This is a genomic window from Psychrobacter sp. DAB_AL62B, assembly GCF_028895345.1.
Lineage (GTDB): Bacteria > Pseudomonadota > Gammaproteobacteria > Pseudomonadales > Moraxellaceae > Psychrobacter.
This window is the reverse complement of the sequence record NZ_SAXC01000001.1, coordinates 673137-689054: the sequence shown is the minus strand read 5'-3', so window position 1 is coordinate 689054 and position 15918 is coordinate 673137. Positions and strand designations below refer to the sequence as shown.

The 15918-nt window shown below is 43.1% G+C and carries 12 protein-coding genes; 9 read left to right on the top strand and 3 right to left on the bottom strand.

Annotated features, from left to right (window positions below):
* Positions 1–55: 55 nt before the first annotated feature.
* Both EPB74_RS02750 and EPB74_RS02745 read left to right on the top strand, forming a co-directional pair.
* Positions 56–640, top strand: a complete 585-nt coding sequence (locus tag EPB74_RS02750) for an Rrf2 family transcriptional regulator (protein ID WP_274902615.1) — start codon at positions 56–58, stop codon at positions 638–640.
* Positions 641–955: 315 nt separating this feature from the next.
* On the top strand, positions 956–1747 hold the full coding sequence (locus EPB74_RS02745; protein ID WP_274902614.1) for an ankyrin repeat domain-containing protein: 792 nt from the start codon (positions 956–958) through the stop codon (positions 1745–1747).
* A 99-nt stretch (positions 1748–1846) separates the two neighbouring features.
* On the opposite strand, the gene EPB74_RS02740 is transcribed toward EPB74_RS02745, so the two are convergent.
* From EPB74_RS02740 to EPB74_RS02730, 3 genes are all read right to left on the bottom strand, one after another.
* Positions 1847–2593: a hypothetical protein gene (locus EPB74_RS02740; protein ID WP_274902613.1), complete on the bottom strand. Its 747-nt coding sequence runs from the start codon at positions 2591–2593 to the stop codon at positions 1847–1849.
* Positions 2594–2685: 92 nt separating this feature from the next.
* The gene (locus EPB74_RS02735) at positions 2686–3432 is read right to left on the bottom strand and encodes a hypothetical protein (protein WP_274902612.1); all 747 of its coding nucleotides are present in this window, start codon (positions 3430–3432) and stop codon (positions 2686–2688) included.
* 268 nt (positions 3433–3700) lie between these two features.
* The gene (locus EPB74_RS02730; protein ID WP_274902611.1) at positions 3701–4630 is read right to left on the bottom strand and encodes a dienelactone hydrolase family protein; all 930 of its coding nucleotides are present in this window, start codon (positions 4628–4630) and stop codon (positions 3701–3703) included.
* Between the two features lie 262 nt (positions 4631–4892).
* Here EPB74_RS02730 and EPB74_RS02725 point away from each other — a divergent pair, with 262 nt between their 5' ends.
* The 7 genes from EPB74_RS02725 to EPB74_RS02695 all read left to right on the top strand — a co-directional run bounded on the left by EPB74_RS02725 (position 4893) and on the right by EPB74_RS02695 (position 15847).
* Positions 4893–6302 carry an MFS transporter gene (locus EPB74_RS02725; protein ID WP_274902610.1) on the top strand — a complete coding sequence of 470 codons (1410 nt, stop codon included), beginning with the start codon at positions 4893–4895 and terminating at the stop codon, positions 6300–6302.
* 247 nt (positions 6303–6549) lie between these two features.
* On the top strand, positions 6550–8220 hold the full coding sequence (locus EPB74_RS02720) for a fatty acid--CoA ligase (protein WP_274902609.1): 1671 nt from the start codon (positions 6550–6552) through the stop codon (positions 8218–8220).
* A gap of 246 nt (positions 8221–8466) precedes the next feature.
* A complete protein-coding gene (locus EPB74_RS02715; protein ID WP_274902608.1) occupies positions 8467–10539 on the top strand; it encodes a propionate--CoA ligase in 2073 nt (690 codons plus the stop codon).
* A gap of 297 nt (positions 10540–10836) precedes the next feature.
* On the top strand, positions 10837–12321 hold the full coding sequence (locus tag EPB74_RS02710) for a CoA-acylating methylmalonate-semialdehyde dehydrogenase (protein ID WP_274902606.1): 1485 nt from the start codon (positions 10837–10839) through the stop codon (positions 12319–12321).
* Positions 12322–12523: 202 nt separating this feature from the next.
* Positions 12524–13684, top strand: coding sequence for an acyl-CoA dehydrogenase family protein (locus tag EPB74_RS02705; RefSeq protein WP_274902605.1), 1161 nt, complete (start codon positions 12524–12526; stop codon positions 13682–13684).
* Positions 13685–13766: 82 nt separating this feature from the next.
* A complete protein-coding gene (locus EPB74_RS02700) occupies positions 13767–14549 on the top strand; it encodes an enoyl-CoA hydratase (RefSeq protein ID WP_274902603.1) in 783 nt (260 codons plus the stop codon).
* Between the two features lie 59 nt (positions 14550–14608).
* Positions 14609–15847 carry an enoyl-CoA hydratase/isomerase family protein gene (locus EPB74_RS02695; RefSeq protein WP_274902602.1) on the top strand — a complete coding sequence of 413 codons (1239 nt, stop codon included), beginning with the start codon at positions 14609–14611 and terminating at the stop codon, positions 15845–15847.
* The last annotated feature ends 71 nt before the right edge of the window (positions 15848–15918 follow it).

Here is a 15918-nt window from a genome sequence, read left to right as displayed (position 1 = left end):
TTTGATGATAAATAAGGGTATTTAAAATCCACCTCAAAAATTGGAGCGCTTAACCATGCGACTGACCAACTATAGTGATTATGCGCTACGTTCGTTGATTTATTTAGCGATTAAGCCTGAGCCGCATTTATTGGCTAATATTAGTGATATTGCGATCAGCTACAATATCTCTAGAAGTCATCTAACCAAGATTATTCATCAGCTGGGACAACTTGGCTACATCGATAGTGTCCGCGGTAAAAATGGCGGGATTCGGTTAGCACTTGCCCCAAAGGATATTAACTTGGGTGTCTTGATTAAAAAAATTGAACCAGACTTTAACTTGGTTGAGTGCTTTTCTACGGATTTATTGATTACTCCAAAGCCTGTCAATAGTAAAAACGCCGTGAACACTAACAGTAGTTATGAGGAAGCCAGCGCTAAAGATTTGTCGTTGACGCTGATTGATGAGACAGCAAACAATGTGAAATCAGGCTGTGTCATTAGTCCTGTCTGTCAGCTAAAACAGGTATTTTTTGAAGCATTGACCGCTTTTATCAGCGTACTTGAGCGTTATACGTTGGCGGATATTATTAGCAATGAGTCGGAGTTAGCTGAGTTGTTGTTTTATAGGAATACTGTCGCTCAGATTTTAAAGTAATAGATTGCGTTTAAAGTAGGATAGTAAATAGTAATAAGAAAGGCTCGCTATATTAGCAGGCTTTTTTTATAACTTTTTTATGCTTCTTATTACCGCTGTTAAAGAGCATTGAGGATTATTAGGCTTAAGGAGTGCATAGCTAGGCTTAAGTGATTAGGCTTAAAAAGCTCATATGTAAAACCAGCTAGAAAATAATAGGATAATCACTAAATTCATTGTTTAATATTTTTAATTTGTCTGCTTGTTATTGTTAAGTTATGATTAACTTTCTACTGTGCCAGTGAATATTATTTAAATTATTTCTAGGATTATGTTATGAAATTCGTTTGCAAAATGAGCGCGTCAGCTGTCATGGCTACTATGTTATTAACAGGTTGCTCAAGTTTAAATATGGATAGTAATACAACCAAAGATAGTGTCGTACAAACAACTCAAGTTGCTCCTATGCCGCAGACAGGCTTTCGCTTCAGTGATGCTGAGAACTTCGATATTGCTAATAAAGACAAGCTTTCTTATCGTAATTTTTATGAAAAACCCTCCACAGGCGCAGATGCTAAATGGTTTGATGTAGTAAAGCATGGCGACTTAGCAACTGTTAAATATATGGTTAATAATGGCCAAAATTTAGAAGTGAAAGATACGGGTAATCTTGATCAAACGGCTCTAGGTTGGGCGGCATTTATTGGTTACGAAGATATCGTCGATTATTTGATTGCTCAAGGTGCAAGCTTACAAGCGACTGACAAAGGGGATGTATATAACGTCCTAAAATCTGCCGCACTGGGTAAAAACACCAATGTTGTAAAAAAGGTTTATAACTTATTAAATGCTCAAAAGCCAGTAAATCTAAACGATCAAACTCGCGAGAGTGATGGAGAGACCTTGATTATGGTTGCGGCGAGTAATAACCGCATCGAAACGGTAAAATACTTACTGTCGAAAGGTGCCAATCCAAATCTTGTGGCGACTACCAAAGATAAGAAGATGGGCTCTTACAATCAAGGCGCATACTCATATGCTTGTACGCGTGGTCATGTAGAAATGCAAAAATTGCTTAAGGAAAATGGTGCTATTAATCATCGCACTGGCAAAGCAAGTTGTGAATAACGATAGTAATGAAGCGACATTAATGAGGCATAGAAAAAGGCTACCATTTAGGTAGCCTTTTTTTGTCTATAAAATATGCCTTTCAAAATGCATCATAAGTTAAGCGTTTTCAAGCTTTGGGCGCGCTTTGTTAATAGCCTTTAATAACGCTTTTTCAAATTCACCGTCTTTAAATTTGACCAAATATGAATGCGCTGCGCAAAAATTACGCACATCGCGCCATTCATGTGCCAGATTTGTTGCCCAGTCGCAATATTGCTTACCAGCATTTGGCTCATTTTTTAAGGCTTTCTTGGTTGTGGGGTGCAGCATGAGCTCAGGCAATACTGCCTCAAGCAATTTCATTGGCGGGCTCATAAAAGTATCATCGACGTGTAAGCTTTTACTGGCAGGATGGAATACCAGCAATGAGCCTGCATGAATCATCTCATTGGGCGAGATATAATGAATGCCTTGTGACAGGGAAAATTTAAGATCAGGATAGCGCTCGGCGACCGCGTCACTTTCGACCAAGTCATCCGCCCATTGTACTTCAGGTATTTTTTTATGATGACGACTACTGCCATAAAATATCGCTTGCGGAAAATCCTTCGCCATCTGTGCACAGTGTACTGTGTGGAATGGATGCACGTTCAGCACGGCTTCGACATCTTGACCGTTATTGGTTAATGCCATGACTTCGTCACGCACTTCACCCGTTAAAGCGTAACTGTCCAAAAATACAAAACGTCCTGAGGCTAGTTTTACAAGTGAGCATTGAGTGCCAATGTTTATGACACCGCCAATGCGAAATGTCCCGCGAATATTCCAAAATCCTGCGCCTAAATCATGTATTTTATCGGTCATTATTATTATCCTTATGTTTTTTTAAAAGTGGGTTGAGAGTGCGAATGCTATTTATTAATATAATAAATGCTTTTAAATAAGTGTTTAAATAGTTATGAATTTTCAAGCTCAGCACGAGCGCCATCAATGATAGACACTAGCGCGGACTCAAATTCACCTTCGCTAAACTCAACCAAACCAGAGTGTGCACCACAAAAATATCGTACATCACGCCACTTATGTGCCAAATTACTCGCCCAATCGCAATATTGCTGACCTGCATTTGGCTCATCTTTCAGTGCCTGCTTAGTCGTCGGATGCAAACCCAAAGTAGGCTGTACCGCATTTAATAGTTTAGAAGGGGGAATCTCAAAAGTATCATCAACATAAATGCTTTGACTGGCAGGATGATAAACCAATAACGAGCCTGCATGGACAGCGTCATCGGGCGCGATGTAATAGATTCCTTTGGGAAGAGAGAATTCAAGTTCAGTATAGCGTGCAGCAACGGCATCGCTCTCGACCAAATCCTCTGCCCAATTAATTTCTGGTACTTGCTCAAGGTGGCGGCGGCTGCCATAAAATGTAGCTTGCGGGAAGTCTTTTGCCATTTGCGCACAGTGTACTGTATGAAATGGATGGACATTTAGCACCGCTTCGACATCCTGACCATTATTAGTCAAGCTCATTACTTGCTGACGAACTTCACCTGTTAACGTATAGCTGTCTAAAAATACAAATCGTCCAGATGTCAGCTTTATTAGAGCAGATTGCCCACCGATATCGATTATGCTGTTTTTAATAAATGAGCCCCGTATACTCCAAAAACCCGCTCCTAAATCATAAATTTTATCAGTCATTGGAATTATTCCTTAATATTTTTTTATTTATAGGTTTTAACACTTTTAACGTCTTAGATTGTTGAATGATGAATACTGTTTATCAATGAATGATATCTCTCATCAATAAATAACACTTTAAGATTATGGTTTTTTGAGCACACAAAGTCTGTACTAAAACAGATAGAAACCATGTAGATGTGTAAAAATGAAGAAATGACTAGGGAGATGTTTTAGATTGCAATGCTGTATTACAGCAGCTAAATAACGCGACTATTAAACAACGCGACTATACGCAATCCTTATAATCATAGCCCGATATACGAGGGCTATTACCATAGTTTTCCTTGTTACATAAGAACTTATCAAAACGGGTGTCATCATTGATATAACGATGCATAAAGGCAATACCGGGCTTACTAAGTAATATCTCATTGAAGCGATAGCTTGGACAAAAGTGGCTACCGTTTTTTATCTCAATCTTCATTTTAGGTCCGGACGCATTGTTATAAAAGACATTGCCATGTTTCTTGTTAAATGCGATGCGGTCGTTCTGACAACTAATAAACAAAGCTGGCGTGTCCATGTTGCCATAGTTTTTATCGTGATAGGCCGTTTGCGGAATAATTGCACGAACGGTATGACGTTCTGTCGCTAACCGAAGCGTACCGCCGCCGCCCATTGACCAACCAATAGCGCCCAAACGATTGCTATCTATCTGAGCGCCAACTGTAGTGTCATTGATAATATGATCAAGGGCTGCGCTCAATTGCGACGCACGGCTATCTGGATCATCATAAATAGAGTTGGTATTGATCGTAATAACGACAAATCCCCAAGAGGCCAGACGTGGTCCCCACCACTTAATGGACGATTCATAAGACACATAACCGGGTATAACCGCGATACCGCCTAACAGGCCACAACCGCCAGCATTGGTTGGATAATGAATCGTTCCGCCACCAAAGCCGTTTGATAGCTGGCGAGGTACGTGCTTGCTAGCCACAGAAAAAGGACCGTTATCACGAGTGTCTGAAAGCTCAGCAGCAGTGATTTGACTATCAGCGATACAGTTTGGTTTTTTTGATGCTGATGCTAGCGATGTTGGCAATACTTGCGTTGATAGTAATTTTTCTGATGTAACTGCTGCCACATTTATAGAAAAAATTAATGCGCCCGTAGCGGTAAGTAGCTGTGGAAAAAAATTGTTATTTAACATGATAAACAGTCTGTTATATGAGAGTTGTTTTTTCTGTAGGTTATACTATGTAATAGCTAATTTATCTATTACAAATAATGTATCGTAGAGCGCAATAATAGTAGACAGTAATCCATTAGCTGTCAAAAATAACAGTCACCTCTACAGTGTTAAAAATAATTAGCATTGCTTATTTGTGAATGTTTAACACACCTTGATTCTATATAAATAAGACAATAGTAATAACACACCGAAACCTGGGTTTGTTATTTGATGTGATAACATGATGTGTCACTCGTTTTATTATGAGCCACTATTTTTTCGTGGTCATCGGCTCATATATCATCGCCTCATTTCTATCAACTACGCCTACCTAGCTTCAGCTAAAAAGGCCTCCAATATAGTCAGTACTACTTTGAATAATACGATTAATAACGACACCAATAATGATGCTAATAACAATGTCAAAGATAACACACAAACAAACCGGGATATTCAAGCGCTTAAAACACAGCCGCCATTTTATTCACCTTCATGGGTATTAAAGCTCACCATTGGCTTGATTGGGATGTTTGCTTTTTTGCAGGTATATTCTATTCAAGCAATTTTGCCCGTATTGATGATGGACTTTTCAGCCACTGAGGTGCAGGCAGGAATGATTGTTGGCGCAACGGTGATGGCGATTGCCATCATGTCGCCGTTTTTAGGGATGCTGTCTGATGCCGTCGGGCGCAAGTCATTTATCGTTGGGGCATTGTTATTTTTAGCGATACCCACTGCTTTAATTGCCCAAAGTCCGGATATTGGCTGGATGGGCATGTGGCGGTTTATGCAAGGGTTGTCCGTACCAGGCATTACGGTAGTGACAATCGCTTATATTGGTGAGGAGTTTGAGGGACGGGCTGTGACTGAGCTGATGTCGTTCTATGTCTCAGGTTCGGTACTTGGCGGCTTTATGGGTCGGTTTTTACTTGGGCATTTACATGAGCTCATCGGCTGGCGTGCAGGTTATTATGTGATGGCAGTTATGACACTTATCGGTGCATTATGGGTTGGCAAGATGCTGCCATCGTCACGGCACTTTGTGGCCAATCCAAATTTTCGCTCAGCGATGCAAACGCTCGGTGAGCATTTGACCAATCGCTATGTGGTGACAGCCTGCCTGCTTGGTGCCTGTGTGCTGTTTTCGCTAGTAGGCTGTTTTACCTTTATTAACCTCCATCTTGCTGGCACGCCATATGAATTAGGCACGGGCGCGCTTGCTAATATTTTTGCAGTGTATTTAATCGGGGTAATTATCACGCCATTATCGACCACATTACTACGTCGATTTGGTGCTGCGAGAACGGTTCGAGTCGCAGTTGTGGTGTCGATGATAGGTGTGCTGTTAACGCTCGTGACGCCGTTATGGGGCATTATTGTTGGGCTTGCCATTATGTCATCAGGCGTATTTATTACCCAAGCCGCGACCATCAGTTATATCGCGGTGAATGTTAAAAAAGGGCGCTCCTTGGCCTCTGGTTTATATTATATGGGTTACTACGCTGGCGGCACCATGGGGGCATGGTTATGCGGTATCGTTTATGCGCGCGGACAATGGTCGCTTACCGTTTGGTTATTATTGTTTGTACAAATATTGGCATTGTTAGTGGCAAGCGTTGGGATGGTCAAAACACGTGTACGTGCGAATTAATATACACTTGTCATAACATAATGAAACGAATATTCAAATGATAGTTATCGAATCTTTAGTCGTATGATACTTACGCAAGAAGGCTTTACATAGTCTGGGTTTTTTCCTACTATCAAAAGAGGCTTTATTCCAAGTAATGATAACAATGCTAAGTAACAATACTAAATAATAACGCTAAATGATAATAAAGTGATGCGCTATAAAAGCCATTGAAATGAACTAAAAAAACTACAAGGACGTCATGTTTATGTCAAATATCTACCACAGCGCACCCTCTGCCTACGATTATCCATTATTGGTCAAACAGCTGCTAAACCGTGCCAAAACGGTATCGCTTGACCAAGAAATTGTTTATGCGGATAAAAAACGCTTCACTTATAAAGAGCTATTTAACCGTATCAATCGCTTAGCCAATGTTTTAGACAGCTTGAACCTTGATGCTGGTGACGTGGTCGCAGTCATGGATTGGGATAGCCATCGCTACTTAGAGTCGTATTTTGCGATACCGATGTCGCAGTACATTTTGCAAACCGTTAACATCCGCCTGTCACCAGAAAAAGTTCTCTATACCATTAATCATGCGAAACCAAAAGTACTGATGCTCAACTCTGAATTTGCGCCATTGGTCAAAGATTATCAGTTTGAAAACTCAAGCATTGAGCACATTATTTGGCTTGATGATAATGGGGTGACGTCCGAAGGTGTTTTTGGCGGTAATCAAAACCGTGTTATTGGTGAATATGAAGGACTGCTAGAAGCTGCCAATAGTGAGTTTGATTTTCCAGATTTTGATGAAAACACCATCGCAACGACCTTTTATACCTCGGGTACGACAGGTGATCCGAAAGGCGTATTCTTTAGCCATCGTCAATTAGTTCTACATACTCTCACAGAAGCGGCGACGTTCGGCATGCTACCGAACAAGCAAGGCGTTAGCTATGGCGATGTCTATATGCCGATGACGCCGATGTTCCACGTACATGCGTGGGGTTTCCCGTTTACGGCGACGATGGTTGGTCTCAAGCAAGTCTATCCGGGACGCTATGCACCGGATCTGTTAATGGATTTGATTATTAATGAAAAGGTTAGTATCACTCATTGCGTACCAACGATTCTGCAGATGGTACTCAAAGAAGCGCAAGATCGTGATGCTAGCTTTAATGGTCTAAAAATGATTATCGGTGGTTCGAGATTGACCGAAGGTTTAGCTAAAGCCGCAATGGCACAGGATATTGAAGTGTATACCGGCTATGGTATGTCAGAGACAGCGCCGCTCATTAGCTTGACAGAATTTAGTATAGATGAGCCTGAAATGACTGAAGATGAAGACATTGCTCGTCGCTGTATGACAGGTAAGCCTGTGCTCATGGTTGATGCTCAAGTGTGGAATACAAGCAATGAGTCGGTTGGTAAAGGTAAAGATAATACTGGCGAGCTGGTGCTACGAGCACCTTGGTTGACCCAAAGCTATCTGAAAAATGACGATGCCGGTAAAGAGCTGTGGGAAAATGGCTATATGCATACCCAAGACATCGCTTATATACGCCCTGATGGTTATATTCAAATTACAGATCGTTTAAAAGATGTTATTAAATCAGGTGGTGAGTGGATATCTTCATTAGAGATTGAAACGATTTTATCATTGCATCCATCGGTGGCTGATGTGTCAGTGATTGGTGTCCGTGATAAACAGTGGGGCGAGCGTCCTTTAGCATTAGTCGTACTCAAGCCTGCCTGCCAAGACACCAAAGCGGAAGACATAAAAGCGATTGCTGAGCAGGCAGTGGAGCGCGGTATTATCCCTAAATATGGGGTGCCTAGTCAGTTTAAGTTTGTCGATGAGCTCCCAAAAACCTCGGTCGGTAAACATGACAAAAAAGTGATGCGTGAGATGTATGACAATCAGACCGAAGTATAATAGGATTGGATTATTAGCTTATAAGTCGCTTGAACCTGTCAAAATATCGAGCAGATGACACGCTTAATAGTTGACCTTTATGGTTAGCTCTGCTACATTTTAAATCGATATCCATTAAACCGATACATAATGTATCGGTTTTTTCGATCTAGTAAGGACAGCTGGCAAGGAAAGCTAGTCTTGTATTATGATATTATTTAATAAAATCGTATCGCATCATCCATCATTACGCTAAGGACAGCTATTATGAGCGAGCAAGCTATTAATCAAAGCAGCAATCAAGCTGTTAATAAAAATACTAATCAAGTTTCTGCCGAAACCTCCCAAGCATCATCTGATACTACTCAAACCTTTGCTGATATCTATCAGTCCTCTATTGATAATCGTGAGCAGTTTTGGGCGGAACAAGCAAAACGTATCTACTGGCATAAAGAACCTGAGCAAATCCTTGATGACAGTAATCTGCCTTTTGCTCAGTGGTTCGTCGGCGGTGAGACCAATCTTTGTTATAACTGTGTCGATCGACATCTTGAAGAACGCGCAGAGCAGGATGCTTTTATCTGGTTATCCTCAGAGATCAATCAAGAGTTAATAGAAACCTATCCAGCCGTGGTAGATGCCTTCAAAGATTTGGGCAATAACGTTGAGTTTTATACCGACTATACCAAACGCCGCCTGACTTATAACGATCTGTATAAAGAAGTGAATTATTTTGCTGATGTGCTGCAGAGGCAGGGCGTCGAGCAAGGCGATCGTGTGATTATTTACATGCCGATGATTTTAGAGGCCGCTTATGCGATGTTGGCCTGCGCGCGTATCGGCGCTATCCATTCAGTCGTGTTTGGTGGTTTTGCGGCGCATAACTTAGCCATTCGTATGGATGATGCCGAAGCAAAAATGGTCATTACGGTAGATGCTGGCTTACGTGGTGGTAAGGTAGTTAATTATAAAAGCCTCGTCAACCAAGGTGTTGAGCAAGCAACCATTAAGCCTGAGCATGTACTGGTCGTTGATCGCGGTATCTTACCTTTTAAAGCGCAGAGTATCGACGTCGATTATGCGACTGAGCGCCGTATCAGTTGCGAGGCCAATGCTATCGTCGAGCCGGTGTGGTTAGAATCTAACACCCCGTCATACTTGCTTTATACCTCAGGTACTACCGGTACGCCAAAAGGCGTGCAGCGTGATACCGGTGGTCATGCTGTGGCACTGACGACTTCGATGGATTATATCTACGATGGTCAGGCGGGCGAGACTTTTTGGGCGATATCGGATATCGGCTGGGCAGTCGGACACTCTTATACTATCTATGCGCCATTGCTGGCAGGCATGACCAGTGTCATGTATGAAGGGCTACCGCATCGACCAAACCCGGGTATCTGGTGGCGAATTGTGGAAGCTAACAAGGTCAATATCCTATTCACCGCGCCGACCGGCGTGCGTATGCTCAAAAAGCAAGACGAGACTTGGATGACGCGCTATGATGTGTCAAGCGTTAAGTCATTCTTTTTAGCAGGTGAGCCGCTAGATGAGTCAACTGCCAATTGGCTAACTAAGCATTTAGGCGTACCCATTTTAGACCACTATTGGCAAACTGAGTCAGGCTGGCCGATTTTGAGTAATACGCCCAAATTCAATCATAAACCGCATAAACAAGGCTCGCCCGGCTATCCCATGTATGGCTATGATGCACATGTTATCAATGAAGAAACTGGCGAGCCATGTAAAGCTGGCGAAAAAGGTTTGCTTGCGATTCGCGCACCCTTACCACCGGGCTGTTTAACAACGGTTTGGCGTAATGATAAGCGCTTTATTGACAGTTACTTTAGCTTAGCGGATAGCAATCAATATTCGACTTCAGACTATGCGGTTGTTGATGAAGATGGCTATTTCCATATTCTCGGTCGTACTGATGATGTTATTAACGTCGCTGGTCACCGATTGGGAACCCAAGAAATCGAAGAAGCTATTAGTACCCATCCAGAAGTAGCAGAATGTGCTGTCGTGGGTATCCATGACGAACTTAAAGGTGAATTACCCATTGCTTTTTGCGTGCTAAGAGACCAAGAACAAGTAGCTACTACTGAAAACCGTTTCCGTCTTGAGCAGCAGATTATTGGCGCAGTGGTCAAGTCACTTGGCGGTATAGCGCGCCCAGCGGCGGTTTATTTTCCACTAGCACTACCAAAGACCCGCTCTGGAAAAATCTTACGCCGTGCTATTCGTGCATTGGCAGAAGGTAAACCAACGGGTGATATGTCGACCCTTGATAACCCAACGGCGATTGATGCGGTCAAACAGTCTATGAAGGATTATTAGTAAGGTTATTAGAAAGAGCAATTCGTATTGTCTAAATGCCTATTTTCACTACCATGTATCGCCACTGTTTTTGACTTAAGCCCATGAATCATCATGGGCTTTTTTGTAGGCTTGAAACTTAAGCAAGGTTGAAGTCTAATAAAACTTCAATAAAGGGCTTGACCGCAAAATCACATTATTGCTATAGTCAATAACGATACGAATTAAATCATTTTAAATAAGGCCGCTGCTACGCTTAATTCGGTTATGACCATTAAGTAAATAGCGATAGTCTTGCAAACAAGATAAGGATATCTTATGCATCACGTCCAACAGCTCATCAATGGTCAATTTACCAAATCAACTACTAACGAATGGATTGATATCACCGATCCAGCCACTCAAGAAGTCATTGCTAAAGTCCCGCAAACGACAGACGATGAAATCAATCAAGCAGTTGCCGCTGCCAAAGCTGCATTTCAAACCTGGCGCAAAACGCCTATTACCACACGTGCCCGTATATTTTTAAAGTATCAGGCACTGATTCGTGAGCACATGGACGAGCTGGCAGAGATCTTGACTGCTGAGCAAGGTAAAACGATTGCTGATGCACGTGGTGATGTGTTTCGTGGTTTAGAAGTGGTCGAGCACGCGGCCGGTATTGCCAACTTACAAATCGGCGACTATGTCGAAAATGTCGCATCTGGTGTCGATACTTATAGTATCTGGCAGCCGCTAGGTGTTTGCGCTGGTATCACACCGTTTAACTTTCCAGCGATGATTCCGCTATGGATGTTTCCAATGGCGATTGCCACGGGCAATACTTTTATCCTAAAACCATCTGAACAAGATCCAATGGTCACGATGCGTTTGGTTGAGCTAGCAATAGAAGCTGGCGTCCCTGAAGGGGTTCTAAACGTTGTCCATGGTGGCAAAGCAACGGTTGATGCTATTTGCGATCATCCAGATATTAAAGCGGTATCTTTTGTTGGTTCTACCGCCGTTGGTAAGCATGTCTATGAGCGTGCCAGTCAGACAGGTAAACGTGCCCAGTGTATGATGGGCGCTAAAAACCATGGCGTTATCTTACCTGATGCCAATAAAGAGCAAACCCTTAATCAGCTAGCCGGTGCAGCGTTTGGTGCTGCTGGTCAACGATGTATGGCGCTGTCAGTGGTGGTGTTAGTCGGTGCCGCAGGTGAGTGGATTGATGATATCAAAGCCAAAGCAGAAGGCTTAATCGTCTCAGCTGGTAAACATGATAAAGACTTAGGTCCACTGATTTCTCCTGCGGCAAAAGCCCGCGTCGAGCATTTGATTGGCACAGGGGTAGAAGAAGGGGCGAGCTTGATTCTTGATGGTCGTGGTATTACCGTTGAAGGCTTTGAGAAGGGTAACTTCGTTGGACCGACTATCTTTGATAACGTCACTGCTGATATGCAAATCTATCAGCAAGAAATATTTGGTCCTGTACTTTGTATCATGCGCGCCGATAGTTTGGATGAGGCGATTGAGCTGCTAAATGCCAATCCACATGGTAATGGTACGGCAATCTTTACTCAGTCAGGGGCCGCCGCCCATAAATTTCAGCAAGATATCGAGGTTGGTCAAATCGGTATTAACTTGCCGATTCCTGTGCCACTACCGATGTTCTCTTTCTCAGGTTCACGTGCCAGTAAGCTTGGTGATCTCGGTCCTTATGGTAAGCAAGCGGTACAGTTTTATACCCAGACTAAAACTGTTACTGCGCGCTGGTTTGATGATGAAGCGAGCCGAGGGGTCAATACGACTATTTCAATTTAATAGTTAATCACCTATATTTGCGGTATAGCGTTCATATTACTTAAGGTATTTATAGTATTATTAAAACGCAATCTTATGATCGCTATATCGCTATATCGCTATATCGCTAGATTATTTGAAATAATGATTGTAATAACGTTATTAAGCTAACTGTTTATCAATTTTAACACCATATTTGCTCTGCAAGCCCAAGGATGATCTTATGGATTTCTCATTAACCGATGACCAAACTGCCTTTCGCCAAACTGCCAGACAGTTTGCGCAAAAAGAGCTAAGGCCGAATGCTGCTGAATGGGATCGTACCTCACATTTCCCAATTGATGTGATCAAAAAATCAGGCGAACTTGGATTTTTGGGGTTGTATACCAACCCAGAGTATGATGGTTTAGGGTTACCGCGTTTAGATTCTGCCATGGTTTTTGAGGAGCTGGCATGGGGTGATACGGCTGTTGCTGCTTATATGAGTATTCATAATATGGCTGGCTGGATGATTGGTGAATATGGCAGCGATGCTTTGTGCAAAAAATATTTGCCCAATATGGTCAGCGGCGAATGGCTTGGCAGTTATTGCTTAACCGAACCCAATGCTGGATCTGATGCCGCTTCACTGCGCACCAAAGCCGATAAGCAAGGCGACCATTATCTGCTTACTGGTGAAAAAACCTTTATCTCAGGGGCAGGCTCAACCGATGTATTAGTGGTTATGGCGCGTACAGGCGGTGCAGGACCCAAAGGCATTTCAGCCTTTGTCGTGGATGCCGATAGCGCTGGTATTGAATATGGCAAAAACGAGCATAAAATGGGTTGGAAAGCGCAGCCAACGCGCACCATTAGCTTTAAAGATGTCAAAGTACCAGCAGAAAACCTCATCGGCGAGGAAGGTAAAGGCTTTCGTATCGCAATGAAAGGTCTTGATGGTGGTCGAATTAATATTGGGATTTGCGCCGTTGGTACCGCACAGTCAGCGCTCGAGACCGCAACCAATTATGTGCAAGAGCGCAGCCAATTCGGTAGCCCGATTGCCAGCTTACAGTCAGTACAGTTTAAGCTCGCCGATATGCTGACCCAAACGATTACTGCTCGGCAAATGCTTTATCTAGCAGCCAACAAAGTCGATAATAATGATGCGCAAGCCTCTACTTACTGTGCGATGGCAAAACGATTATCTACTGACCTTTGTTTTGATGTGGCTAATGAAGCCCTGCAATTACATGGTGGTTACGGCTATTTAAACGAGTATCCACTCGAGCGCCATGTGCGTGATTTGCGCGTACATCAGATTTTGGAAGGTACCAATGAGATTATGCGGGTGATTGTCTCGCGTCAGCTGCTACAAGACGATACGTTAAGCCAGTTACGCTAATCAGTTGCTATGAATAAATAATTCACCTATTCAGCTTTTTGAATTAAGTGACTTTATAAAAAGTTTATAACAAGGATGTTCTATGACGGATTACACCAACTTAAACCTATCGATTGATGGTCATACCGCCACACTCACACTCAATAATCCACCTGCACATACGTGGACGATGGACAGTCTAAAGGCGCTTAAGCAGCTGGTTACTGACCTTAATGCCAATGATGATATCTACGCTTTAATTATCCATGGTGATGGCGAAAAATTCTTTTCAGCAGGCGCAGATCTCAATAATTTTGCCGATGGTGATAAAGGTCATGCGATCAGTATGGCGATAGCGTTTGGCGAAGCTTTTGAAGCGTTGTCAGCCTATCGTGGCGTCAGTATCGCTGTTATCAACGGCTATGCGATGGGCGGCGGGCTTGAGTGTGCGCTGGCTTGTGATATCCGTATCGCTGAAGCGCATGCCCAAATGGCATTACCTGAGACGGGCGTTGGATTATTGCCGTGCGCTGGTGGCACGCAAAATCTAACGGCTCTAGTCGGTGAAGGCTGGGCAAAGCGCATGATATTGTGCGGTGAGCGCGTCGATGCAGAGACAGCATTGCGTATTGGTTTGGTCGAAGAAGTCACTGCAAAAGGTGGGGGTTTATTAGCAGCACAAGCACTAGCACAAAAAGTCGCTAAGCAATCCCCCGTTGCCGCCAGTTATTCTAAAGCACTGATTCAAGCGGCAAGAAATACACCGCCTGCGCAAAACCTCATTTATGAGCGCGAAGCATTTGTGAAGTTGTTCGACACCATGGATCAGCGTGAAGGTGTACAAGCCTTCTTAGAGAAGCGTAAACCCAATTGGCAAAATAAATAAACGCTATTGAATCAAACTTAATGATAGTATTTTTCTTTTAATTTTCGTAGGTCACTTTTATGACAGCAGCTATAGAAGACACAGCACTAGAAGCGCCGGTATTATTCAGCACCGAGCCGACAGATTGTGGTCACCTTATTGGGATAATGACGTTAAATACCCCTAAATCTCTTAATGCCTTGAGCGTTGAGATGTGTCAATTACTATCACAACAGTTAGAACAATGGCAACGTGATGATCGGGTAGTGGCCTTGGTGCTAAGAGGCGCAGGCGATAAGGCATTTTGTGCCGGCGGAGATATCCGTAAGCTGTATGACAGTATGTCGGAAACCGCGCCGCTACCGAATCCTTATGCGACGGAGTTTTTTAGTCATGAATACCGTCTCTATCGGCAAATGCATTTTTACTCCAAGCCGTTAATACTCTGGGGTGATGGCATTATCATGGGTGGCGGTATGGGACTGATGGCTGGTTGCAGTCACCGTTTGGTCACCGAGCGCACACGCTTTGCTATGCCTGAGATTACTATTGGACTATTCCCTGATGCGTCTGGCAGTTGGTTTTTGCAGCGTATGCCCGCCAAAACTGGCTTGTTTTTAGGGCTGACTGGTGCGCAGTGTAACGGCAACGATGCCTTATTGGTCAATCTTGCCGAATATGCGGTGGCTAGCAGTGACTATGACGCCATCATCCAGCGCTTAAAGCAGAGTGATTGGCAAGCGGTTGCTGACTCTGATAGTACCGATAAGTTTCATAACAATAGCGCTTATAGTATCGTCAGCCGTGCACTAGCTGCGCAGCCAATAGCCGAGTTGCCTACTAGCAAATTAGCAAGTTATTGGCATCCTATCCAACAGCTGATGAATAGCGGTAGTTTGGGTGATATTGATGCAGTATTACAAAGTGATGAGGCGCTAGCACAACTAGATAAAGGTTTTGCTGAGGATAGCTGGACGCAGCGGGCAGTGGCAACGTATCGGCATGGTTGCCCAGTGACTGCTGCTTTGACCTATGGTCTTTATCATAAAGCCACTGATTTATCGCTAGAGCAGGTTTTATATTTAGAAACCAATGTGGCGGTACATTGTGCGGCCAATCCTGACTTTAAAGAAGGTGTGCGTGCGCTGCTGATTGATAAAGATCGCAATCCACAATGGTCGCGCTCATTAGCAGATTGTCTTAGCGCAGAAGGACAGCAGTACATTCATCAGCACTTTGTAAATCCTTATCCTAAAGGTGAGCATCCTTTGGGTGATTGGCTGAGCGATGACGCATTAGGCAGTCAGTTTGTACGTTAATTTTGTGCGTTAATCACGTAACTTGCTGACCACTATAACGATTAGATATAAATCAAACTTAAAAAACAATG